This is a genomic window from Stenotrophomonas sp. BIO128-Bstrain (genome assembly GCF_030128875.1).
Classification (GTDB): Bacteria; Pseudomonadota; Gammaproteobacteria; order Xanthomonadales; family Xanthomonadaceae; genus Stenotrophomonas; species Stenotrophomonas bentonitica_A.
Genome location: NZ_CP124620.1, coordinates 4,070,895 through 4,093,003, shown reverse-complemented (window position 1 = coordinate 4,093,003; position 22,109 = coordinate 4,070,895). Strand labels below are relative to the sequence as shown.

Genomic DNA, 22,109 nt, shown 5'->3' with positions numbered 1-22,109 from the left:
GAAACGCGGCATCAGGGCGCCAGGCAACGCCCCAGGAAATCTTCGGCCAGGCGGTAGCGGTGCAGCGCATTGCTGCCCGACAGGCCGTGCTTGGCGCCGGGGTAGGTCATCAGTTCGAACGGCTGGCCGCGCTTCTGCAGGGCGCTCATCAACACCGTGGAATTGGTGAACAGCACGTTGTCATCGGCCATGCCGTGGATCAGCAGCAGGCGCGAGCGCAGGCCGTCGATGTGCGCCAGCACGCGCGCTTCTTCGTAGCCCTTCGGGTTGTTGCCCGGCAGGTTCATGTAGCGCTCGGTGTAGTGGGTGTCATACAGGCCCCAGTCGGTCACCGGTGCACCGGCCACGCCGCAGGCGTAGCTGTCGGAGGCCTTGGCCAGCAGCATCAGGGTCATGTAACCGCCGTTGGACCAGCCCTGCACGCCGATGCGTGCCGGGTCGACCCAGGCCTGCTGCTTCAGCCAGGCCACGCCGCGCAGCTGATCGGCCACTTCCACCGTGCCCTGCACGCCATACAGCGCGCCACCGAAATCACGGCCGCGACGCGGGGTGCCACGGTTGTCCAGCGAGAACACCACGTAGCCCTGCTGGGCCAGGTACTGGTTGAACAGATGATCGCCACGGCCGGGCCAGCTGTTGGTGACCGTCTGCGAGGCCGGGCCGCCGTAGACGTACACCACCACCGGGTAGCGCTTGGCCGGATCGAAACCGGTCGGTTTGATCAGGCTGTAGTGCAGTTCGGTCCTGCCATCGGCGGCGGTCAGGGTGCCGAACTCGACCGGGCGCTGCGCATCGAGATAGCGCGCGTACGGATGCGCCGGGTCGTCAAGATTGTTCTCGACCAGGGTCGCGATCTTCTCGCCGTTGGCACGGTGCAGTGCGATCTGCGGCGGCGTGGTCGTGTTGGACCAGCTGTCCACGTAGACGCTGGCGTTGCGCGCGAAGCTGGCGGTGTGCATGCCCGGCGCCTGTGAGAGGCGCTGCGGCGTGCCACCCTGCAGCGACACGGCATACAGCTGGCTTTCGCGCGGGCTGTCCATGCCGGCGCGGAAGTAGACCTTGCCGGCGTCTTCGTCCACGGCGAGCAGTTCGTCCACCGGCCAGGTGCCGGCGGTCAGCGGGGTGACGGTCTTGCCGTCGTCGGAGATGCGGTACAGGTGCTCGAAGCCACTGCGCTCGGACGACCACACAAAACCGCCCTGCTTGAGGAAGCGCAGGCTGTTGTGCAGCGGCACCCAGGTCGGCGAGGTCTCGGTCACCAGCGTGCGCTGCTGGCCGCTGGCCAGCTCGGTCTGGACCAGTTCGAGCGTCTTCTGGTCGCGCGACTGGCGCTGGAAGGTCAGGTGTTTCGGGTCGCGCCAATCGACGCGGGCCAGATAGATGTCGGGGTTGCGGCCCAGGTCGATCCAGCGCGGCGCGGCGTTCCGGCGCGGCGCGATCACCGCCAGCTTCACGGTGACGTTGTGGTCGCCGGCGGCCGGGTAGCGCTGCTCGATCATCTCGGTGCGGTCGGCATACATCTCGTAGCGTTTCTGCACCGGCACCGGGGACTCATCGATGCGGGCGAAGGCGATCGCCGAGTCATCCGGCGCCCACCAGTAGCCGGTGTGGCGGTCCATTTCCTCATCGGCCACGAACTCGGCCACGCCATTGCCGATGGTGTCGCTGCCATCGCCGGTGAGCTGGATCTGCTGGCCGCTGGCCAGGTCGATCACCCACAGGTTGCGGGCGCGCACGAAGCTGACGAAGCCGCCCTTCGGCGAGAGCTTGGCATCGGTGGCGAAGCCTTCGCCGTGGGTGAGCTGGCGCACCGCGGCCTTGCCCTGCTTGCTCAGGTCGTACAGGTACAGCTCGCCGCCGAGCGGGAACAGCAGGGTGCGTGCATCCGGCGACCACTGGTAATCGACGATGCCGGTCATCGCGGCGATGCGCTGACGCTCGCGGCGGGCCTTCTCGGCATCGCTCAGGGTCTCTTCGCCCGGCAGCACCACCTTGGAATCGACCAGCAGATGGGTCTGCCCACTGGCGATGTCGTACGCCCACAGGTCCAGCTGGTTGCGATCCGCATCCTTGCCGCGCAGGAAGCTGACCTGCGAGCCATCCGGGGCCACCTTGGGCTTCATCAGGGTCGGGCCGGACAACGGCAGCGGGCCGGTGATGGCATCCAGGGTCAGTTTTTCAGCGTGGGCGATCGAGGTCGAGGCGAGCATCAGGGCGAGCGAAGCAAACAGGTGGCGCATGAAGGATTCCGGCAGCGTCTGGGCAGTCCCCGGCCGCTGGCGCGGCACGGGGAACGCTTCATCCTAACCAAAACCGTTCCGGTCGTGCCGGAGATGGCGGGCATCCGGCCGCGCCGAGTGTTCCGGGGAGCCGGCCAGCGGCCGGCACTACGCCGCTGCTCAGCGCTGGCCGAACAGGTGCTTGCGCTCTTCTTCGCTGAGTGGCTTGCCGGCCTGCGGGTTCACCTTCTCGCGCAGGGCGTAGGCCCGCTGGGTGGCCGGGCGCGCAGCGATCGCGTCATGCCAGCGCTTGAGATTCGGGAAGGCGCTGAAATCGACCGGCAGCTTGTCGTAGGCCCCGATCCAGGGGTAGCTGGCCATGTCGGCGATGCTGTACGCCTCACCGCCAAGATAGGCGGTCTGCGCCAGGCGCTTGTCCATCACGCCGTGCAGGCGGCGCACTTCGTTGTCGTAGCGCTCGATCGCATAGGGAATCTTTTCGGGCGCGTAGACGTTGAAATGGCCCATCTGGCCGCTCATCGGGCCAAGCCCGGCCATCTGCCAGAACAGCCATTCCAGCACCGCCACCCGGCCGCGGCTGTCGGCGGGCAGGAAGCGGCCGGTCTTCTCGGCCAGGTACAGCAGGATCGCGCCGGACTCGAACACGCTCTGCGGGGCGCCGCCGTCAGTGGGCTGGTGGTCGACCAGCGCTGGCATCTTGTTGTTGGGCGAGATCGCCAGGAAGGCGGGCGTGAACTGGTCCCCGGCGCCGATGTTCACCGGCTGGATCTGGTACGGCAGGCCGGTCTCCTCCAGCATCAGCGTGACTTTGTGGCCATTCGGGGTGGGCCAGTAGTACAGGTCGATCATGGCGACGGCTCGCGGATTGGGAATACCGAGTCTAGTCCGTCATTCGGCTTGGCAGGGTCAAGCCGGACCGTTACGCTGCGCCGTCCCCGCAACGCAGCATCCCAGCATGAGCTCGACCCAGACTCCCATCAGTCCCCTGTCCTCCCTGATCTTCGCCTCGCGCTGGCTGCAGCTGCCGCTGTACCTGGGCCTGATCCTGGCCCAATGCGTTTATGTGTTCCTGTTCGGCAAGGAGTTGTGGCACCTGCTGCACAAGGCCAACACCATGGGCGAGCAGGAGATCATGCTGCTGGTGCTGGGCCTGATCGACGTGGTGATGATCTCCAACCTGCTGGTGATGGTGATCGTGGGCGGCTATGAGACCTTCGTGTCGCGCCTGCGCCTGGAAAACCACCCCGACCAGCCGGAATGGCTGAGCCACGTCAACGCGAGCGTGCTGAAGGTGAAGCTGGCGCTGTCGATCATCGGTATCTCCTCGATCCACCTGCTGAAGACGTTCATTGCGGCGGGCAATCTGGATGGGCTGCCGTCGTGCAACAGCCCGGAGTACATCCTGGCGGTGCAGACGGCGATCAGCAGCATCGGCCCGGGCGCTGCAGCGGCCTTCAAGTGCTCGGCCATGACCTCGACCGGGGTGATGTGGCAGACCATCATCCACTGCGCCTTCATCCTCTCGGCGATCGGCATCGCCTACACCGACAAGCTGATGAACGGCACGCCGAGCAAGGCGCTGTCGCACTGACACTTGCCCGGCAGCGGCGGCATCGGTGAGGATGCCCCCTGCCCTGACCGCCTGGCCCCCGGTCCGGGCGGGGTGATGCTAGATTGCACACCTGCGGGTCCGCCATGGACGTCGGGAAACGTCCATGGCCTTCGGTCGGCCTGACCGCATCAGGCCCTACGCATCGTCGTCTTCAAAGGGGAGTTGGATGTCGCACGTCAAGACTCATGGCCCGGCGCGCCTGTTCGCGCCGATGATCCTGCTGGTCGCCCTGTCCGCCTGCTCGGGCAAGGACGACACCGCACCGGCCGCGCCTGCGGCACCCGCCACCCCCACTGCTGCGCCGGCCGCACCGGCGGTCTCGGCCAAGGTCCAGTCGCTGGGTACCGAGGAACTGCGTGAGCTGGCCAGCAAGGCCCTGCGCGAGAACCGCATGTACGCCCCGGCCGGCGACAACGCCATCGAGTACTACCTGGCGCTGCGCGACAAGACCCCGGATGACGCCTCGGTCAAAAGCGCGCTGACCGATCTGCTGCCCTATACCCTGATCGCCGCCGAGCAGAACCTGGGCCGCGAGGATTTCGCCGAAACCCAGCGCCTGGTTGCGCTGATCGAAAAGGTCGACCCGGCCGCCCCCGCACTGCCGCGCCTGAAACAAGGCATCAGCGGCAGCATGCAGACCGCGCTCAAGCGCACCCAGGAAGAGACCGACAAGGTCAAGAAAGACGCCGAGACCCGCGCCAAGCAGCTGGTTGAACAGCAGCGCCTGGCGCAGCAGCAGAGCACCGAAGCCGAGGCCGCGCGGCAGATCGCCGCGCAGCAGGAAGCCGCGCGCCGCGACACCGACCGCCAGGATGCCGAGCGTCAGGCCACCGCCCGCCGCGAGGCCGAACAGCGCCAGCAGCAGGCCGCCGCCCAGCAGGCCGCGGCCACCCGCCAGGCCGCCGCGGCGCCCAGCCTGCGCCCGGTCAGCACCCCGGCCCCGCGTTACCCGGCCGACGCGCTGCGTTCGGGCACCTCCGGCGAAGTGCTGGTCGAGCTCACCGTCGGCACCGACGGTTCGGTGACCGCCGCCCGCGTGCTGCGCGCCACCCCGGCGCGCGTGTTCGACCGCGAAGCGCTCAACGCCGTCAAGCGTTGGAAGTTCGAGCCGGTCGGCGCCCCGGTCACCACGCGCCGCACGCTTGCCTTCGCGCCGGAAGGCGGTTGATCGCAGCGTAAGGTGGGAGGACGAAAGGCCCGGAGTGATCCGGGCCTTTTTGCTTTACACCGCGCGCAGTATTGCCTTTCGCTCATGGCTCACGACATGTTTTTCAGAGAGGCTGTCAGCAATGCCTCTTAACGGCGTGAACAATCTGTAGCAGCATGTCCTCGCATGGACATCGCTGTTCTTGAAAAAACCGGGGCCATACACGCCGCGGCAGCCCACAGGCCACCCACGTGAGTCACTTGGCCCGGCGCCTTGAGCTGCTGAAGATCCCTTCGGTGCGGCGCGTGGTGCTGAGCTGCCTGCTTGCCAACATCGGCGCAGGCATGATCCTGCTTGCCATGTCCTGGACGGTCGTGGGTCAACAGGCCTCGGTGTCCGCACTGGCATGGCTGATGACCTGCTACTGGATTCCCTCGCTCATCTTCGCACCGGCCATTGGTGCATGGGTGGATCGATACGATCGACGGTACGTGGTCATGATCACCAAGGCGGTGCGGATCGTGGTCCTGCTGGTGGCCGCAGCCATTTATGCACGCTACCCCGGTATACCCGCGCTGCTTGTGCTCGGTTTCTGCATGGGGACCTGCGCCGCGCTGTATACACCGGCGCTGCTGGCGATGGTGCGCGACCTCGTGCCCGCCAAGCACCTGTTGGACGCCAATGCAGCGGTGGATGTGGCCTTCGAAATCGGCTTCATCATCGGCATGCCGGTCAGCGGAGCGCTGCTGATGCTGGCGCCGCTTCCCGTGGTGCTGGTGGTGACTGCGGGCCTCTTTGGATTGGCGTTGATGTGCCTGATCGGCGTCAGGCTGGGCGATGACGCCGGGATCAGCCCGACCCGTGACGTGACGCGGCACGCCGCATTTGTGCAGGGGCTGCGCTATCTCCTCAGCCATCGTCGCCTGCTGCTCATGTACAGCGTGCAGGCGCTGATGTACGTCACGTTGATGACGACGAGCATTCTGCTGGCCCCCTTCGCCAAGGTGGTCCTGAATCTCAGCGCCGGCGAGTTTGGTGCCATCGAAGCGGCACTGTCCCTGGGCGTTGTGGTGGGCGCGTTGATTCTTCCGGCCTCGGCGCAACGTTGGGGCTACGGTCCGGCACTGGTCATGGCCACGTTGGCGATGACCATCTGTTTTGCGCTGTTCGCGATGGCGGAGTCCTTCGTCAGTGCCCTGCTCCTGTACTTCCTCATCGGGGGTGGACTGGCCACCTGGCCGGTGGTGACAACGGCTGCCCAGGAGCTGACCGACCCCGCCATGCAGGGGCGTGTTCAAGCAGCCGGAAATGCCGCCTCCAGCGTGTTGATCCTGGCGACCTATCTTCTGCTGGGTGCGGCAGCGCCGTACATTTCCATCCGCTGGAGCTACGTCTCGGTCATGGCGTTCTCCGCCACGGCCTGCCTGATGGCCTGTTGGATCTATTTTGTCTCGCCGGATCGAGCGGAACGTCCTGACCCCTGAGCGGAGCCCCGCGCTCCTCTTCGTGCAGGGAAGCGGTTCATCGCAGCATGACGTTGGATGAACCGCTATTGGACCGCCCCTCAGGGAGCATTGCTTTCATCTCCCGGAGTGCCCTTCCCTACCGCGCCTCGCGCTCGTCGGTCGCTAGGCAGAACGCCTTTCGGCGTCCTGCCCGCCTGCCGTCAGCCCGAAATCGCCAACCGTTCCTGATGGTAGCGACGCACCGCGGCATACCAGAACAGCGCCGCCAGACCGAAGCCCGCGCCCAGGTACACCGCCCACATCTGCGCGCTGATCGTTTCGTGGCGGATGATCTTGAGCAGCATCTGGTTCTGCGCCAGGAACGGCACCGCGAACTGCCACAGCTCACTCTTGATCGGGTACACCATCAGCGCGTAACCCGGCAGCATCGGCAGCAGCATCAGCCAGGTCATGTGGCTCTGGGCTTCCTTCATGCTCTTGGCCGCCGCCGACAGGAAGGTCAGCAGCGAGGTGCCGATGAACAGCATCGGCAGCATGATCAGCAGCATCTGCAGCATCGGCAGGAAGCCCATGTTGAGCTGCCGGCCTACCCCGCCGGAGGACAGCTGCGCGCTGATCTTGAAGGCCGCCAGGGTCAGCAGCAGCGATGCGACACCCACGGCACAGGCCGCAGCGATCTTGCCGCTGACGATCGCGCTGCGCGGTGCGGGGGTGGCGAGCAGCGGCTCCAGCGATTGCCGCTCACGTTCGCCGGCCGTGGTATCCATCACCAGGTAGGCACCGCCCAGGAACGAGGTGATGGTGAGCAGGATCGGCAACAGCACCGAGAGCATCATCCCGCGCTTGGCTTCGGCGGTCGCCAGGTCCTGCGCGGCGACGTCCAGCGGGCGCGCTACCTGTGCATCGATCCCGCGCGCCAGCAGGCGCAGAGCACCGACCTGCTGGCTGTAGCCACCCAAGGCCGCTTCCAGACGGCTGCTGGGAATATCGGCAGCGCGGCGGGTGCTGTCCTTGATGATCTCCACCAGCGCCGGGCGGCCGTCGGCCCAGTCCTTGCCGAATTCCGGGCTGATGCGCAGCGCCACATCAATGCGCTGGCTTCGGATCGCTTCGGTGAGGTCCTTCGGTGCCTCGGTCGCATTGAGACCCTGCGATGCCAGGAAACGCACCAGATTGGGGGCATGCTCGCCGCCGATCATCGGTATTTCCAGCGGCTGCTCGATCTGCGTCTTGACCCGGCTTTCGGCCAGCTTGCTCATGCCGAGAATCAGCACGGGATACAGCAGCGGTCCCAGCAGCAGGGTCAGCGCGAGGGTGCGGCGGTCGCGGGAGAGATCGCGCAGTTCCTTGCGCATCACGGTCAACAGCGTGGCGAACGAACTCATGCGTGCAATCCTTCTTCGGTACCGATCGCCTTGACGAAGGCATCTTCCAGGTTGCTTTCCCCGGTCTGTGCGCGCAGCTCATCGGCGCTGCCGGCGGCCATCACCGTGCCCTGCGCGATGATCACCACGTGGTCACACAGTGCGGCCACCTCCTGCATGATGTGGCTGGAGAAGATCACGCAGCGCCCCTCGTCGCGCAGCCCGCGCAGGAAGCCGCGCAGCGCGCGCGTGGTCATCACGTCCAGCCCGTTGGTGGGCTCATCCAGGATCACGTTGCGCGGGTCGTGCACCAGGGCGCGGGCGATCGCGGTCTTGGTACGCTGGCCCTGCGAGAACCCTTCGGTCTGGCGGTCGAGGATGTCCTCCATCTCCAGCGCCGTGGACAACACCTTGGTGCGCTCGCGGATCCGCGCGGCACTCAGGCCGTGCAGCTGGCCGAAGTAGGCGATGTTCTCGCGCGCGGTCAGGCGCTTGTAGACCCCACGGGCATCGGGGAGCACCGCCAACTGGCGGCGCACGGCGATCGGGTCCACCGCCGCGTCGATGCCATCCACCAGCACGCGACCCTGGTCGGGCTTCATCAGCGTGTACAGCATGCGCATGGTGGTGGTCTTGCCGGCACCGTTCGGCCCGAGCAGCCCGGTGATGCGGCCATCTTCGGCCTGGAAACCGACGTTCTGGACGGCGTGGATCAGGCCGGTCTTGGTCTTGAACGCTTTATGCAGGTTCTCGGCGACGATCATGCGCGCACCTCCCCGGTGCGGTGGGAGGAACGGTTCATGGGGCCCATCCGTTGAACGAGGTGAACGCCGGCACCGGGCTGAGGGTGTCCAGGCAGGTGGCATCGAGCGACTTGGCATCGGCGGTATCGATGAACTGACCGAGGATGCGCGGCATGCAGCCGGCGTTGATCGTGCCGTGGCCCTGACCCTTGGCCAGCAGGTGTCGCCCGTTCGGCAGCTGCTTGACGACCTGCTCGGCATAGCGCGGCGGCGTGACCGGATCGAACTGGCCCGACAGCAGCAGCACCGGCAGCGACGAAGCGAACGGCGTGGTGAAATCCTTCGGCCGCGAACCGGCGTTCCACGCCGGGCACGCCGCGAAGAACATGCGCGCCACTTCCGGGCCCAGCACGCGGTCACCCTGCGCACTTTCCTGATAGCGGTCGGCATCCTCGGCGCACAGCACCGACCATTGCATGCCACGGTTCATCTGCACGCCCAGCGTGCGGCTGGCCATCTTGCTCAACGACATCAGCGGCGCATAGCGACCCTGCGCGGCCTCATCGAGCATCACCGGCAGCAGCGATGACAGTTCCGGCATGTACGAGAACATGAAGGCCAGTCCGGTCACCGAATCGGCGGTCAATACATCGCGTTCGGCCTGGCCGGTGCCCGGATTGCGGTACTCGACCTCCACCGGCGCCTTGGCCAGCGTGGCCATGACGTTGCGCAGCTGGGTGCGGGTATCGACCGGGAAGCGCTGGGCGCAGATCGGATCCTGGCGGCACTGTGCCGACTGCAGGGTGATCGCATCTTCGAAGGTGTTGGCGAAATCGCCGCCGACCACCAGGTCGTTCGGCACCACGCCATCGATCACGACGGTGCGGGTGTGCTGCGGATAATGCGCGGCGTACTGCTGCGCCACGCGCGTGCCGTAGGAGCCGCCGATCATGTTGATCTTGTCCACGCCCAGCGCCTTGCGCACCGTATCCAGGTCGCCGATGGCCTCGGTGGTGGTGTAGAACCGGGTGTCGGCGCGGCCGGTCAACGACTGCGCGCAGCGACGGGCATAGTCTTCGATCAGGCCCGCGCTCGGCGCGGCGTTCTCGTCCAGCGGCAGCTCCTTGCCCTGCGCATCCAGGCAGGTGAGCGGATTGGATTTGCCGGTGCCGCGCTGATCGATCAGGAAGATGTCGCGCTGCTTGCGCACATCGCGCAGCGCCATGTTCACCGGTGCGGCGACCTCGGTCGCGGCCTGGCCGGGGCCACCGGCGAGGAAGAACACCGGATCGGCCTTGCCGGCGCCGTCATTGCCGGCCTCCAGCCAGGCGATGTTCAAGCCGATTCTGCGACCGTCGGGTTCGGCCGGATTTTCCGGCACCTGGAGCGTGGCGCACTGTGCCTCCACGTTCGCGCTGGCCTGCGCGCTGGTCAGGGTGCAGGGCTGGAACGCGAGCGTGCCGTACAGGCGTTGAGCGGCGGCGGCGCCGGATGCATCGTCCGGTACGGGCGCACAGCCGGCACACAGGGCGGCGACCAGCGCACCGGCCAGCCTCAGGTGGTGTGTAGACATCTTCCGTACTTCCCCTTGTTGAAGATCATGCCACCACGACGCGTGGGCGTGGCCGATGTGACCCAACTTACACGGCTGGCCCCGTGCCGGGGAAGGCGGCGGCGTCGCCGTACACCTCACTGCACCGTCAAGGCCACCGCGCTCATGGTGCGGTCGCGGCCGTCGGCCTTGGCCCGGTACAGCGCGGCATCGGCTTCACCGAGCAGGCGCGCCATGTCGCCTGTGCCCTGATCGATCGCCAGGCCGATGCTCGCCGTCACCGGCACCGGCACGCCGTCGAGCCGCGCGGGCGACTCACGCAGCGCCTGGCGCAGGCGATCGGCGCACTGCCGCGCCTGGGCCTGATCGGCCCCCGGCAGCAGCAGGACGAACTCTTCCCCGCCATAGCGGCCCAGCAGATGCTCGCGATCGGCGACACAGGCGCTCAGTACGTCGGCGACATGGCGCAGCACCGCATCGCCGGCCAGATGGCCCCAGCGGTCGTTGATCTGTTTGAAGTGGTCCACGTCCAGCAGCAGCAAGGCCAGCGGCCGGGCCGGGCGGCGACTGAGGTGCAGCAGGGTGGCGCCGTCGGCCAGCACCGCCCCACGGTTGAGCAGGCCGGTCAGCACGTCGGTGCGCGCCAGTCGCTGCAGGTCGACCAGCATGCGCTCCACCAGCAGCAGCACCAGTGCGAAGCAGCGCGCCAGCTCCAGGATCAGCCCGACCAGATAGGTCGCAAACACCGGCGACCCCGCGCGCATGATGTCCTCGCCTGCATCCGGCGCCACCGGCAGGAACAGACGCACCAGATACAACAGGGTCTGCGCGGCGAACACCGCCGCCGCCAGCCGGCAACTGGTGCGCTGCGCCGGCGGTGCATGCCGCAGCAGCAGCCACGTCATCCAGCCATTGAGCAGCACCGCGAACACGCTGAACACATGCAGCCGGATGACCAGGCTGGGATGGACCACCAGGAAAAAAGCGATGGCGCCGAGGTAGGTGGCCGCCAACGCCACGGGCTGCCACGCCGGCAGGCGATGACCAAGATGGCGCGCTACGCCATACAGCATCAGTACGCCGGACAGCGCCACCGCAACATTGCCCGAGAGGATGCCGGCGACCTGGGGCAGGTACGGCCGCAGCGCGACCAGGGTCAGGCTGACCGACAGCATCCACAGGCTGGCCGTCCACAGCCGAAGCGCAGGCTGCCGACGCAGCACCAGCAGCAGCAACGAGAAACCCATCGCGATGCCCAGGCACAACAGGAAGCCGAGCACGGCGATGGTGGGGAAATCCAGGGGCATCGTGTCAGCCAGGCGGAAGCGGGGCGCGGCGCATCTTACCGCCCGCCGCGCCGTGGCGCTGCCCGGGCACACACGCGGTGGTGCAGGCGCGCGGCGATCTGCCGGACGCAGCGCGCAGATGCCCGCGAATTTTCAGATTCGTTGCATTCCGGTCCGCCCTTCGCGCCCGGAGACTGACTCGACTGCTTTCGACCGCCCCCGGGCACCGTGGCCACGCGCCCGCGCTGCCGCGGGTCGGAGCACGCCTGCCCTTCTTTGATGGAAACCACATGTCCCACCACCCTCGTCATCCCCACGTGCTGCTGGCGCTGTCGCTCGCACTCGGTGGCCTGACCGTCTCCAGCGCCGCGCTGGCGCACGGCACCATGGTCACCCCGCAGAGCCGCGTCTATACCTGTTTCCAGGGCAATCCCGAGAACCCGACCAACCCGGCCTGCGCCGCGGCCAAGGCGGTTGCCGGCCCGCAGCCGTTCTACGACTGGATGGGTATCAACCAGGCCGCCGCCAACGGCAACCACCAGGCCGTGGTGCCCGATGGCAAGCTGTGCAGCGGCAACAACCCGACCTTCCGCGGCCTGGACCTGGCCCGCGACGACTGGCAGGCCACCCCGATCCACGGCGACGCCAACGGCCGCTACACCTTCGAGTTCAAGGCACCGGCCCCGCACGCTACCCGCGAGTGGAAGTTCTACGTCACCCGCGAGGGTTGGCAGCCGGGCACCGCGCTGCGCTGGGGCGACCTGGAAGCGTTCTGCACCCTGGGCAATACGCCGTTGTCGGCCGATGGCACCTACAAGCTGGACTGCCCGCTGCCCAAGCGCACCGGTCCGCACATCATCTACAACACGTGGCAGCGCTCGGATTCGGCCGAAGCCTTCTACACCTGCATGGACGTGAAGTTCGAGGGCGGCGGCAGCGGCACCCCGCCGGTCTGGCTGGATGCCGGCGCATTGACCGCCCGGGGGGACCTGCCGGTTGGCAGCGAACTGGAACTGCGCGTGTTCAAGGCCAACGGCAGCGATGCCGAGCGCATCAAGACCACCCTGGCCGCCGGCCAGACCTCGGCAGCGCAGTGGCCGCTGCAGCTGGCCCGCCGGGTCAACGCCAGCGCCAGCCGGGCCCGGATCGGTGTGATGCGCAACGGGGTCATCACCCCGGTCGCCTCGGCCACCGCCAACCGCGTGTACCTGCAGCGCGGGTTGAGCCATCAGCTTGACGTGCGCCTGCCGAACATCGATCCGCCGCCGGTCGGTGACTACGACCATGTCTATCCGGCCGGCATCGGCAGCTACGTGCCGGGCCAGACCGTGGTCAAGGGCACCGATGGCAAGCTCTATGCCTGCCGCCCGTTCCCGGAAGGCGCCTGGTGCAACATCAATGCGCACGCGTACCGCCCGGGCACCGGCTCGGCCTGGCGCGATGCCTGGATTCCGTACTGAGCCATGACGGCACCCGGGGTGAGGGCGCGGCCTTCATCCCGGGCAGCGCTGGGCGGCCGCGCCATGCGGTGCAGCCGCCGGGCGCGGTCATTTGCTGCTGACGTACTTCTCGCGGCGCACCTGCGGCGTGGGCAGGCCGGCCTCTTTCAACGTCTCGAAGGTCGCATCGACCATGTCCGGGTTGCCGCACAGGTAGGCGATGTCGGTGGCCGCGCTCGGGGCGAACTCGGCCAGATGCTGCTGCACGTAGCCGTGGCGCACGTCCGGATGCGGGTTCTCCGGCAGCTCGCGGGACAGGCACGGCACGTAGCGGAAACCCGGGTGGGCGGCCGCGAAGGCATAGAAGTCCTCGCTGTAGAGCAGTTCGGCCGGCGTGCGGGCACCCTGCAGCAGGACCACCTCCACGCCACGCTCGGCCATGGCGGTGGCCAGCAGCGGCAGCATCGAGCGGTACGGGGTGACCCCGGTGCCGGTGGCGATCAGCAGGTAGCGGGCGTTGTGGTCGCCCGGCTGCAGGCAGAACCGGCCGAACGGACCGCTGGCGCTGACGTGGCCGCCGATGTCCAGGCCCTCGAAGAGGGAGGTGGCGGCGCCGCCAGGGACGAAGCTGACCGCGATATCGACCGCATCGCCCGCGCCGAGGGCGTGATCATGAATGGTCGCCAGCGAATAGCTGCGCTTGGTAGCGGTGCCGTCGGCGTACTCGAAATGGACCTGGATGAACTGACCGGGCTGGAAATCCAGCGGCTGGCCGTCATCACGCAGGAACTGGTAATGGCCGACGGTCGGGGCCAGCATGCGCCGGTCGACCAGTTTGAGGGGGAATTGAGCAGGCACGACTTTTCGGGACAGTGTGTAGCCGGGGCAAGCCCTCGGGGTCTTCTATAATAGCCGCTCCCCGCCCCTATCCAGCGCCAGCCCATAGGCGCGAAGGCAAGAGCTTGGCTTCCCAGAACACTTCCGCGCCCACCGCCGTGCCCGCCCTGCGGGTGCGTGACCTCCGCAAAACCTATGACAACGGCACCCAGGCGCTGAAGGGCGTCTCGCTGGACGTGGCCCCGGGCGACTTCTTCGCCCTGCTCGGCCCCAACGGCGCCGGCAAGTCGACCCTGATCGGCATCATCAGCTCGCTGGTGAACCTCAGCGAAGGCCAGGTCGAGGTCTTCGGCAGCGACCTGGTGCGCCACCGCAGCGCCACCATGCGCCTGATCGGCCTGGTCCCCCAGGAAATCAACTTCAACCTGTTCGAAAAGCCCTTCGACATCCTGGTCAACTACGCCGGCTTCTATGGCGTGGCCCGTGCCGAGGCCGAGAAGATGGCCGAAGAGGAGCTCAAGCGCGCCCACCTGTGGGACAAGGCGCAGGTGATGAGCCGCACCCTGTCCGGGGGCATGAAGCGCCGCCTGATGATCGCCCGCGCGATGATGACCCGCCCGCGGCTGCTGATCCTGGATGAACCGACCGCCGGGGTGGACATCGAGATCCGCCGCGACATGTGGCGGGTGCTCAAGGAGATCAACGCCGCCGGCACCACGATCATCCTCACCACGCATTACCTGGAAGAAGCCGAGCACCTGTGCCGGAACCTGGCCATCATCAACCACGGCCAGATCGTCACCCAGGGCCCGATGCGCGAACTGCTGGCCAAGCTGGACGTGGAGGGCTTCCTGTTCGACATCGACGGCAGCCTGCCGGCCCAGCTGCCGGAGATCGAAGGCGCGATCCTGATCGCCACCGACAGCCACACGCTGGACGTGGACATGCCGCGCGCAATGGACCTCAACCGTGTGTTTGACGCCTTGAACGCCGCCGGTATCCGCGTGCGTTCGATGCGCACCAAGAGCAACCGCCTGGAGGAGCTGTTCGTGCGCCTCACCGGCAACCAGGAGAACGTGGCATGAGCAGCACCCCGACCCCGGTCCTGACCGACGGCCAGCGCAACCGCATCGCACTGATGACCATCGTGCGCCGCGAAGTGGCGCGCATCCTGCGCATCTGGGGCCAGACCCTGGTGCCGCCGGCGATCACCATGACCCTGTACTTCCTGATCTTCGGCGGCCTGATCGGCTCGCGCGTGGGCGAGATGGGCGGCTACAGCTACATGCAGTTCATCGTGCCGGGCCTGGTGATGATGAGCGTGATCCAGAACAGCTACGGCAACATCAGCTCGTCGTTCTTCGGCGCCAAGTTCGGCCGCCACGTGGAAGAGCTGCTGGTCAGCCCGATGCCCAACTGGGTGATCCTGTGGGGCTATGTGTCAGGCGCGGTGCTGCGTGGCCTGATGGTCGGCGTGATCGTGTTGATCATCGCCATGTTCTTCACCCCGGTGCGCATTCCGCATCCGCTGGTGACGCTGACCACGGTGCTGCTGGGCGCGACGATCTTCTCACTGGCCGGCTTCATCAACGCGGTGTACGCCAAGAAGTTCGATGACGTGGCGATCGTGCCGACCTTCATCCTGACCCCGCTGACCTACCTGGGCGGCGTGTTCTATTCGGTGAAGCTGCTGCCGACCTGGGCCGAAGCGGCCACGCATGCCAATCCGATCTTCTACATGGTCAACGCGTTCCGCTACGGCCTGCTGGGCACCAGCGATGTGCCGCTGTGGGTGGCCTATGCGCTGATGATCGGCTTCGTGGTGGCGCTGACGGCGCTGGCGCTGTGGCTGCTGAAGCGGGGCGTGGGGATGCGGAGCTGATGCGTATCCTGATCCTCGGCGCCGGCGGGACCGGCGGGTACTTCGGTGGTCGCCTGGCCCAGGCCGGCGTGGACGTGACCTTCCTGGTGCGCCCGGCGCGTGCGGCCCAGCTGGCGGGCGAAGGGCTGGTGATCCGCAGCCCGCTGGGCGATGCAACCTTCCCGGTCAAGCACGTCACCGCCGAGGCGCTGCCTGCGCTGGCGAGCGCTGAGCCCTTCGACCTGGTGATCCTGAGCTGCAAGGCCTACGACCTGGCCAGCTCGATCGAGGCGATCGCCCCGGCGATGGGCCCGCGTACCACGGTGCTGCCGATCCTCAACGGGCTGCGGCATTACGCCGATCTCGACGCACGCTTCGGCCGCGACGCAGTGCTGGGCGGGCTGTGCTTCATCAGCGCGACCAAGGCCAGCGACGGCGCGGTGGTGCATCTGGCGCCGGCGGCCAAGCTGACCTTCGGCGAGCGCGACGGCACCGGCAGCAGCGCGCGCGTGCTGGCGCTGGCGGCGGCCTGCGTGCAGGCGGGCGTGGACCACGTCGCCACCGATGCGATCGGGCAGGAGCAGTGGATCAAATACACCTTCCTGACCACGCTGGCGGCGGCGACCTGCCTGATGCGCGCCGATGTCGGCACGATCGTGGCCACCGATGACGGTGCGGCGATCGTGCGGGGCCTGTACGAGGAGTGCCTGGCGGTGGCCGAGGCGGCCGGCGAGCCGATCCCGGCCAAGGCGCGGGAGATCGCGCTGGCCGCGACCACCCAGTCCGGCTCGGCGTTGAAGGCGTCGATGCTGCGCGATCTGGAGGCCGGCCAACAGGTCGAGGCCGAGCATATCGTCGGCGACATGCTGGTACGGGCACGGGCGGCCGGCCAGGCCGCACCGCTGCTGGCCGTGGCCTATGCGCACCTGCAGGCCTACCAGCAGCAGCGCAGCGCCTGAGCGCCATGCCTGCCGCGCTGCCGTCCCATGTGCTGGTGCTGGGCCTGGGCTATAGCGCCCGGCATCTGGCCGCGCTGCTGCACTCGAACGGGGTGGCCTGCAGCGGCACCGTACGCGATCCCGCCAGTGCGCCGGCGGATGGGCTGCTCCGCCACCGTCTGGTTGCAGGCGAACCGATCAGCGCGGGCCTGCGCGAGGCGATCCGCACGGCCGAGGCCATCGTCTGCTCCGTGCCACCGGATGCAGACGGCGACCCGGCCTTGCGCCTGCTCATCGATGCGCTGGGCGACAGCCCTGCACTGCGCTGGGTCGGCTATCTCTCCTCCACCGCGGTCTACGCCGACCGCGAAGGCGGTTGGGTCAACGAGACGTCTGCCGCCGATGCGACCGATGAGACCGCCCTGAAGCGCCTGCGCGCGGAACAGCAGTGGCAGGCATTCGCGCAGGCGCGTGGCATTGCCTCGGCGGTGTTCCGGCTGCCGGGCCTGTATGGGCGCGGGCGCAATGCGCTGGTGCAGTTGGCGCAGGGCAAGGCGAGGCAGGTGGTGCGGCCGGGGCTGGTATTCAACCGGCTGCACGTGGCGGACCTGGCCAGCGGCGTGCAGGCTGCGATGCAGCGGCCTGCACGCGATGCGCTGCATCTGCTGAGCGATGACGAACCGGCGCCGCCACAGGACGTGGCGGCCTACGCCGCGGCGCTGAGTGGACTGCCGCTGCCCGTCGTGCAGGCGTGGGACGCACCCGAGGTGGCCGCCTCACTGCGCCGCTTCTACGCCAGCAACAAGCGCATCGACGGCCGCGTCACGCGCGCGGCATTGCAGTGGCAGCCACGCTTCACCACGTACCGCGAAGGACTGGACGATGCGTGGGCCCACGGCGACGGTCGCCCTGCCCTGCGCTAGCCCACGACCGTCGGTCGTGGGTGCGGCGTACCAATGCGGGGTCTGACACGCGTACCGACCAACGGTCGGTACCTACCTTCTCAAGCCGCGTCAGGGAGCCGGAAGAACGTGCGCGTAGCCGCCGTCGCGTGGGCGGCCGTGATCTCCACGTCCTCCCCGCGGTCGCGCGCCAGCTCCTCGACGATGTGCGAGAGGAACATCGGCTCGTTGCGACGGTCTTTCGGCAGTGGCTTGAGCGTGCGCGGCAGCAGGTAGGGCGCGTCGGTCTCGATCATCAGGCGGTCGGCCGGGATATGCTTGACCAGCTCGCGCAGGTGGCCGCCACGGCGTTCATCGCACAACCAGCCGGTGATGCCGATGTACCAGTCCTGGTCCAGGTAATCGAACAGTTCCTGGCGCTCGCCGGTGAAGCAGTGCACCACTGCCGGGGCGAGCTTGCCCTCGAAATTCTTCATCTGCGCCATGAAATCGGCATGCGCGTCGCGCTGGTGCAGGAACAGCGGCTTGCCGTTTTCGGCGGCGAGCTGCAGCTGGCGCTCGAAGGCGCGGTGCTGCGCCGGGCGCGGCGAGAAATCGCGGAAGTAATCCAGCCCGCACTCACCTACCGCCACCACCTCGGCATGCGCGTGCAGCGCGCGCATTTCCGCGTCGCACTCGTCGGTGTATTCCACCGCATGGTGCGGATGCACGCCAGCGGTCGCGTACAGGAACCCCGGGTGCTGGCGGGCCAGCTCCAGCGCCATCGGCGAATGCTCGCGGCTGGCCCCGGTGATCACCATCTGCACCACCCCGGCCTCGCGCGCACGCGCCAGCACGGCGTCGCGGTCGCGATCGAAAGAGTCATGGGTGAGGTTGGCGCCGATATCGATCAGTTGCATGTGGGGCTACAGGACGGGTGACCCCGGGCATTCTACCGTGCTCCCCCGCAATGCCCCGGCGCGCGCGTCTCGCCGCTCCTGCCTGGGCCCCGTATCCTTGCCGCATGACCACCCCGATGTTCCCGATTTCCACACTGCTGCCGCAGATCCTGACCACGCTGGAGCACGGCCCCCGGCTGGTGCTGGAAGCACCGCCCGGCGCCGGCAAGACCACCCAGGTGCCGTTGGCGCTGCTGGATGCACCGTGGCTGGAAGGCCGGAAGATCATCATGCTGGAGCCGCGTCGCGTGGCCGCGCGCAGCGCCGCGCAGTTCATGGCGCGGCAACGCGGCGAAGATGTCGGAGAGACCGTCGGCTATCGCATCCGTTTCGAGAGCAGGATCTCCGCGCGGACCCGGATCGAGGTGGTGACCGAAGGCATCCTGACCCGGTTGCTGCAGGACGACCCGCTGCTGGAGGGCGTGGGGGCGCTGCTGTTCGATGAATTCCACGAGCGGCATCTGGCCGCCGATCTCGGCCTGGCACTGGCGCTGGATGTGCAGTCGCAGCTGCGCGAGGACCTGCGCATCGTGGTGATGTCGGCCACGCTGGATGGCGAGCGGCTGGCGCAGTTGCTGGATGCGCCGCGCCTGAGCAGCGAAGGCCGCAGCTTCCCGGTGACGGTTGCGCATTTCCCCGCACGTCGCGACGAGGCGCTGGAGCCGCAGGCACGGCGCGCGGTGGAGCAGGCCCTGGCCGAGCATCCTGGCGACGTGCTGGTGTTCCTGCCTGGCCAGCGCGAGATCACGCGCGTGCAGACCGCGCTGCAGGCCGTGCTCGACCCCGCCGTGCAGGTGCTGCCGCTGCACGGCGAGCTGCCGGTGGACCAGCAATCGCAGGTCCTGCAGCCTGACCCGGGCGGTCGCCGCCGGGTGGTACTGGCGACCAACGTGGCCGAATCCTCGGTGACCCTGCCCGGCGTGCGCGTGGTGATCGATGCCGGTCTCGCACGCGAGCCGCGCTACGACCCCAACAGCGGCTTTGCGCGCCTGGACGTGGTGAACATCGCGCAGGCCTCGGCGGACCAGCGTGCCGGCCGCGCAGGCCGTGTGGCCGAGGGCTGGGCGTGGCGGTTGTGGCCGCAGTCGCAGCGGTTGGAGGCACAGCGCCGGCCAGAGATCGCGCAGGTGGAACTGGCCTCGCTGGCGCTGGAGCTGGCCGCGTGGGGCAGTGACGACCTGCGCTTCGTGGATGCACCGCCGGCCGGTGCCTTGGCCGCCGCCCGTGAACTGCTGCAGCGCCTGGGCGCGCTCAGCGACAGTGGCACGCTGACCCCGCTGGGCCGGCGCATGCTGACCCTCGGTACGCATCCACGGCTGGCGGCGATGCTGATGGCGGCAGGTGCCGGTGTGGAACAGGCCCTGGCCTGCGATCTGGCCGCGCTGGTGGAAGCGCGCGATCCGCTGCGGCAAGGGGGTGATGCACTCGCCGCGCGGTGGCGTGCGCTGGCGGCGTTCCGCCAGGGGCGCGTGCCACCCGATGCCAACCGCGGCGGCCTGGCGACCATCGATGCCGCCAGCAAACAATGGCGGCGACGCCTGCGCTGTGATGCCGCGCCTCCTTCCTCAGTCGAAGCGCATCAACTCGGTGACCTGCTCGCCCATGCATTTCCGGACCGGATCGCTGCCCGCCATCCGACCGATCCGCTACGCTATCTGCTGGCCAATGGCCGCAGCGCGCGCCTGTTCGATCCCAGCGATCTGCGTGGCGAGCCGTGGCTGGTCGCGGTGGAGCTGCGTTACGAGGCACGCGACGCGTTGCTGCTGCGCGCCGCGCCGGTGGACGAGAACCGCCTGCGCCGTGATTTTCCCGATCGCTTCAAACAGGAAGACGTGGTGCGCTGGGATGGTGAAAAGCGTGCCTTGGTCGCGCGACGGGAAACCCGCTTCGACCGCATCGTGCTGGACAGCCGCTCGGCCGGCCGCGTGGATCCTGCACACGCCGCGCAGGCACTGACTGAAGCGGTTGCCGAACTTGGGCTGGATGCGTTGCCGTGGACCGAGGGGCTGCGCCAGTGGCAGGCACGTGTACTGGCGGTGCGGGCATGGATGCCGGAGCTGGAACTGCCGGATGTCTCCGACGCAGCGCTGTTGGCGACGCTGCCGACCTGGCTGACCCCCGCATTCAACGGCAGGACCCGCCTGGACGCGCTCGACGAATCCACCTTGGGTGAAGCGCTGAAATCACCGCTGCCGTGGGCGCAACGCCAGCTGATCGATCGCCATGCCCCGGTGCGCATCACCGTGCCTTCCGGGATGGAGCGCCCGATCCATTATGCGCTCGATGCCGATGGCGTCACGCCGCAGGCACCGGTGCTGGCGGTCAAGCTGCAGGAACTGTTCGGCCTGAGCGACACCCCGCGCATCGCAGATGGCCGCATCCCACTGACGCTGCATCTGCTTTCCCCAGGCGGCCGGCCGCTGCAGGTCACCCAGGACCTGCGCAATTTCTGGGCGAACACCTATGCCGAAGTGAAGAAGGAAATGAAGGGCCGCTATCCCAAGCATCCGTGGCCGGATGATCCGTGGACGGCCACGGCCACGCACCGGGCCAAGCCCCGCGGGACGTGAGCGCGCCTCCGCCGCCATCGCGTTGCCCCCATTCATGGCTGCTACCTGACCGGCACCACACGCCCCGCTGACCACGCTGCACCGAGCCGCTACAGTCATGACCTGGCCGTCGCCGGTGGATAACACCGCGTACACGGCCATCGCGCGACACTGGATCAGAACCGAGGCAAAGGACCCCCCATGAGCAGATTGACCGTGATTACCGACCGCGCCCTCGAGCGCGCCCTGGACATCGCCAGCACCGCTGGTGACGGCCTCAAGCATGCCGGAAGCAACCTGCGCCACTTCGGCCCGCAGGCTACCGACTGGATCAAGACCGGCGCCGCGCTGGGCGCAGTCAAGACCGGCAGCAAGGTCGCCGCCAAGGTGGTGCGCCGCAATCCGGCCGTGACCATCGCCGCCGCCGCTGTCGGCGTCGGCCTGCTGGGCTACGCGCTGTACCGCAAGCAGCAGAAGAAGAAGCTCGCCAACGGCGGCGTGGTGAACGGCCAGGCGCAGCGCATCAGCGCCCGCAACCGCCGCAACGACACCGTGGTGGATGAAACCAGCGATATCGGCAGCGACGCCTGATCGGCTGACGCTTCACCGGATCCGCATGGAAACCGCCGGCCTCAGCCGGCGGTTTTTTATTGTCCGACCTCCCGCCATTGCCCGGGTTGCAGATCGCCGATCGCATGCGCGCCCATGGAAACCCGGACCAGGCGCAGCGTCGGCAGGCCGACCGCTGCGGTCATCCGCCGCACCTGCCGGTTACGGCCCTCGCGCAGCGTGATCGCCAGCCACGCATCGGGCACCGTCTTGCGGAAGCGGACCGGCGGCGTGCGTGGCCACAATTCAGGTGCGGGTTCCAAGCGCTCGACACCGGCCGGCAATGTGGGGCCATCGTTGAGCAGCACGCCTCGGCGCAACGCCTGGACCTGCTCATCGGTCACCGTGCCTTCCACCTGCACCCAGTAGGTCTTGTCGGCCTTGTGCCGCGGATCGGTCAACTGGTGGGCCAGGCCGCCATCGTCGGTGAGCAGCAGCAGGCCTTCGCTGTCGAAATCCAACCGCCCGGCGGCATACACCGCCGGTGGCAGACCGAAGCCGGCCAGCGTCGCGCGCGGCGGCTGGCTGCGGTCGGTGAACTGGCACAGCACATTGAACGGTTTGTTGAAGGCGATCAGCATCGGGGCGACAGCGGCGGTGGGGTGGTCCATTGTCCCATCCCCACG

At 68.0% G+C, this 22,109-nt stretch carries 19 protein-coding genes; 10 read left to right on the top strand and 9 right to left on the bottom strand.

Annotated features, from left to right (window positions below; translation table 11 throughout):
- Window positions 1-11 precede the first annotated feature (11 nt).
- Both POS15_RS18590 and POS15_RS18585 read right to left on the bottom strand, forming a co-directional pair.
- Window positions 12-2,240 carry a S9 family peptidase gene (locus POS15_RS18590; RefSeq protein WP_019185446.1) on the bottom strand — a complete coding sequence of 743 codons (2,229 nt, stop codon included), beginning with the start codon at window positions 2,238-2,240 and terminating at the stop codon, window positions 12-14.
- Between the two features lie 159 nt (window positions 2,241-2,399).
- On the bottom strand, window positions 2,400-3,089 hold the full coding sequence (locus tag POS15_RS18585) for a glutathione binding-like protein (RefSeq protein WP_019185447.1): 690 nt from the start codon (window positions 3,087-3,089) through the stop codon (window positions 2,400-2,402).
- 106 nt (window positions 3,090-3,195) lie between these two features.
- Between POS15_RS18585 and POS15_RS18580 the strand changes: the two genes are divergently transcribed.
- The 3 genes from POS15_RS18580 to POS15_RS18570 all read left to right on the top strand — a co-directional run bounded on the left by POS15_RS18580 (window position 3,196) and on the right by POS15_RS18570 (window position 6,483).
- The gene (locus POS15_RS18580; RefSeq protein WP_019185448.1) at window positions 3,196-3,831 is read left to right on the top strand and encodes a TIGR00645 family protein; all 636 of its coding nucleotides are present in this window, start codon (window positions 3,196-3,198) and stop codon (window positions 3,829-3,831) included.
- Window positions 3,832-4,018: 187 nt separating this feature from the next.
- Window positions 4,019-5,020: an energy transducer TonB gene (locus tag POS15_RS18575; RefSeq protein ID WP_019185449.1), complete on the top strand. Its 1,002-nt coding sequence runs from the start codon at window positions 4,019-4,021 to the stop codon at window positions 5,018-5,020.
- Window positions 5,021-5,250: 230 nt separating this feature from the next.
- Window positions 5,251-6,483: an MFS transporter gene (locus POS15_RS18570; RefSeq protein ID WP_080114899.1), complete on the top strand. Its 1,233-nt coding sequence runs from the start codon at window positions 5,251-5,253 to the stop codon at window positions 6,481-6,483.
- 182 nt (window positions 6,484-6,665) lie between these two features.
- Here POS15_RS18570 and POS15_RS18565 read toward each other — a convergent pair whose 3' ends face one another.
- The 4 genes from POS15_RS18565 to POS15_RS18550 all read right to left on the bottom strand — a co-directional run bounded on the left by POS15_RS18565 (window position 6,666) and on the right by POS15_RS18550 (window position 11,431).
- Complete coding sequence (locus tag POS15_RS18565) at window positions 6,666-7,850, bottom strand: ABC transporter permease (protein WP_046273992.1); 1,185 nt, start codon at window positions 7,848-7,850, stop codon at window positions 6,666-6,668.
- Window positions 7,847-8,593, bottom strand: coding sequence for an ATP-binding cassette domain-containing protein (locus POS15_RS18560; protein WP_046273991.1), 747 nt, complete (start codon window positions 8,591-8,593; stop codon window positions 7,847-7,849). The genes POS15_RS18565 and POS15_RS18560 overlap by 4 nt, the downstream gene beginning before the upstream one ends.
- A 34-nt stretch (window positions 8,594-8,627) precedes the next feature.
- Window positions 8,628-10,145 (bottom strand): alpha/beta hydrolase, encoded by a 1,518-nt coding sequence (locus POS15_RS18555; RefSeq protein WP_284128629.1) that lies wholly within the window; start codon window positions 10,143-10,145, stop codon window positions 8,628-8,630.
- Window positions 10,146-10,261: 116 nt separating this feature from the next.
- Window positions 10,262-11,431: a GGDEF domain-containing protein gene (locus POS15_RS18550; protein ID WP_019185454.1), complete on the bottom strand. Its 1,170-nt coding sequence runs from the start codon at window positions 11,429-11,431 to the stop codon at window positions 10,262-10,264.
- A 269-nt stretch (window positions 11,432-11,700) separates the two neighbouring features.
- Here POS15_RS18550 and POS15_RS18545 point away from each other — a divergent pair, with 269 nt between their 5' ends.
- Window positions 11,701-12,870: a lytic polysaccharide monooxygenase gene (locus tag POS15_RS18545; protein ID WP_026070139.1), complete on the top strand. Its 1,170-nt coding sequence runs from the start codon at window positions 11,701-11,703 to the stop codon at window positions 12,868-12,870.
- An 87-nt stretch (window positions 12,871-12,957) separates the two neighbouring features.
- Here the strand turns inward: POS15_RS18545 and POS15_RS18540 are convergent, their stop codons facing one another.
- Window positions 12,958-13,707 carry a ferredoxin--NADP reductase gene (locus POS15_RS18540; RefSeq protein ID WP_019185456.1) on the bottom strand — a complete coding sequence of 250 codons (750 nt, stop codon included), beginning with the start codon at window positions 13,705-13,707 and terminating at the stop codon, window positions 12,958-12,960.
- A 104-nt stretch (window positions 13,708-13,811) separates the two neighbouring features.
- On the opposite strand from POS15_RS18540, the gene POS15_RS18535 reads away from it, so the two are divergent.
- From POS15_RS18535 to POS15_RS18520, 4 genes are read left to right on the top strand one after another with little or no spacing between them, the layout of a single operon-like run.
- Entirely contained in the window at window positions 13,812-14,771 is a 960-nt protein-coding gene (locus POS15_RS18535; protein WP_026070140.1) for an ABC transporter ATP-binding protein, read from the top strand.
- Window positions 14,768-15,568, top strand: coding sequence for an ABC transporter permease (locus POS15_RS18530; RefSeq protein ID WP_019185458.1), 801 nt, complete (start codon window positions 14,768-14,770; stop codon window positions 15,566-15,568). Before POS15_RS18535 ends, POS15_RS18530 begins: the two co-directional genes overlap by 4 nt.
- On the top strand, window positions 15,568-16,506 hold the full coding sequence (panE, locus tag POS15_RS18525) for a 2-dehydropantoate 2-reductase (RefSeq protein WP_019185460.1): 939 nt from the start codon (window positions 15,568-15,570) through the stop codon (window positions 16,504-16,506). The genes POS15_RS18530 and panE overlap by 1 nt, the downstream gene beginning before the upstream one ends.
- A 5-nt stretch (window positions 16,507-16,511) precedes the next feature.
- On the top strand, window positions 16,512-17,408 hold the full coding sequence (locus POS15_RS18520) for an epimerase (protein WP_284128628.1): 897 nt from the start codon (window positions 16,512-16,514) through the stop codon (window positions 17,406-17,408).
- An 80-nt stretch (window positions 17,409-17,488) separates the two neighbouring features.
- Here the strand turns inward: POS15_RS18520 and POS15_RS18515 are convergent, their stop codons facing one another.
- Complete coding sequence (locus POS15_RS18515) at window positions 17,489-18,286, bottom strand: TatD family hydrolase (RefSeq protein WP_284128627.1); 798 nt, start codon at window positions 18,284-18,286, stop codon at window positions 17,489-17,491.
- 104 nt (window positions 18,287-18,390) lie between these two features.
- Between POS15_RS18515 and hrpB the strand changes: the two genes are divergently transcribed.
- Together hrpB and POS15_RS18505 are read left to right on the top strand one after the other, a co-directional pair.
- Window positions 18,391-20,895, top strand: coding sequence for an ATP-dependent helicase HrpB (hrpB, locus tag POS15_RS18510; protein WP_019185463.1), 2,505 nt, complete (start codon window positions 18,391-18,393; stop codon window positions 20,893-20,895).
- A 180-nt stretch (window positions 20,896-21,075) separates the two neighbouring features.
- Window positions 21,076-21,465: a hypothetical protein gene (locus POS15_RS18505; RefSeq protein WP_019185464.1), complete on the top strand. Its 390-nt coding sequence runs from the start codon at window positions 21,076-21,078 to the stop codon at window positions 21,463-21,465.
- A gap of 56 nt (window positions 21,466-21,521) precedes the next feature.
- Here POS15_RS18505 and POS15_RS18500 read toward each other — a convergent pair whose 3' ends face one another.
- Window positions 21,522-22,064 (bottom strand): pseudouridine synthase, encoded by a 543-nt coding sequence (locus tag POS15_RS18500; protein ID WP_019185465.1) that lies wholly within the window; start codon window positions 22,062-22,064, stop codon window positions 21,522-21,524.
- Between the last annotated feature and the right edge of the window lie 45 nt (window positions 22,065-22,109).

What these genes read in the sequence shown, in the direction of transcription:
- POS15_RS18590 (WP_019185446.1), bottom strand. Translation starts at nt 2,240, where the DNA reads ATGCGCCACCTGTTTGCTTCGCTCGCCCTGATGCTCGCCTCGACCTCG.
- POS15_RS18585 (WP_019185447.1), bottom strand. Translation starts at nt 3,089, where the DNA reads ATGATCGACCTGTACTACTGGCCCACCCCGAATGGCCACAAAGTCACG.
- POS15_RS18580 (WP_019185448.1), top strand. Translation starts at nt 3,196, where the DNA reads ATGAGCTCGACCCAGACTCCCATCAGTCCCCTGTCCTCCCTGATCTTC.
- POS15_RS18575 (WP_019185449.1), top strand. Translation starts at nt 4,019, where the DNA reads ATGTCGCACGTCAAGACTCATGGCCCGGCGCGCCTGTTCGCGCCGATG.
- POS15_RS18565 (WP_046273992.1), bottom strand. Translation starts at nt 7,850, where the DNA reads ATGAGTTCGTTCGCCACGCTGTTGACCGTGATGCGCAAGGAACTGCGC.
- POS15_RS18560 (WP_046273991.1), bottom strand. Translation starts at nt 8,593, where the DNA reads ATGATCGTCGCCGAGAACCTGCATAAAGCGTTCAAGACCAAGACCGGC.
- POS15_RS18555 (WP_284128629.1), bottom strand. Translation starts at nt 10,145, where the DNA reads ATGTCTACACACCACCTGAGGCTGGCCGGTGCGCTGGTCGCCGCCCTG.
- POS15_RS18550 (WP_019185454.1), bottom strand. Translation starts at nt 11,431, where the DNA reads ATGCCCCTGGATTTCCCCACCATCGCCGTGCTCGGCTTCCTGTTGTGC.
- POS15_RS18545 (WP_026070139.1), top strand. Translation starts at nt 11,701, where the DNA reads ATGTCCCACCACCCTCGTCATCCCCACGTGCTGCTGGCGCTGTCGCTC.
- POS15_RS18530 (WP_019185458.1), top strand. Translation starts at nt 14,768, where the DNA reads ATGAGCAGCACCCCGACCCCGGTCCTGACCGACGGCCAGCGCAACCGC.
- panE (WP_019185460.1), top strand. Translation starts at nt 15,568, where the DNA reads ATGCGTATCCTGATCCTCGGCGCCGGCGGGACCGGCGGGTACTTCGGT.
- POS15_RS18520 (WP_284128628.1), top strand. Translation starts at nt 16,512, where the DNA reads ATGCCTGCCGCGCTGCCGTCCCATGTGCTGGTGCTGGGCCTGGGCTAT.
- POS15_RS18515 (WP_284128627.1), bottom strand. Translation starts at nt 18,286, where the DNA reads ATGCAACTGATCGATATCGGCGCCAACCTCACCCATGACTCTTTCGAT.
- hrpB (WP_019185463.1), top strand. Translation starts at nt 18,391, where the DNA reads ATGACCACCCCGATGTTCCCGATTTCCACACTGCTGCCGCAGATCCTG.
- POS15_RS18505 (WP_019185464.1), top strand. Translation starts at nt 21,076, where the DNA reads ATGAGCAGATTGACCGTGATTACCGACCGCGCCCTCGAGCGCGCCCTG.
- POS15_RS18500 (WP_019185465.1), bottom strand. Translation starts at nt 22,064, where the DNA reads ATGCTGATCGCCTTCAACAAACCGTTCAATGTGCTGTGCCAGTTCACC.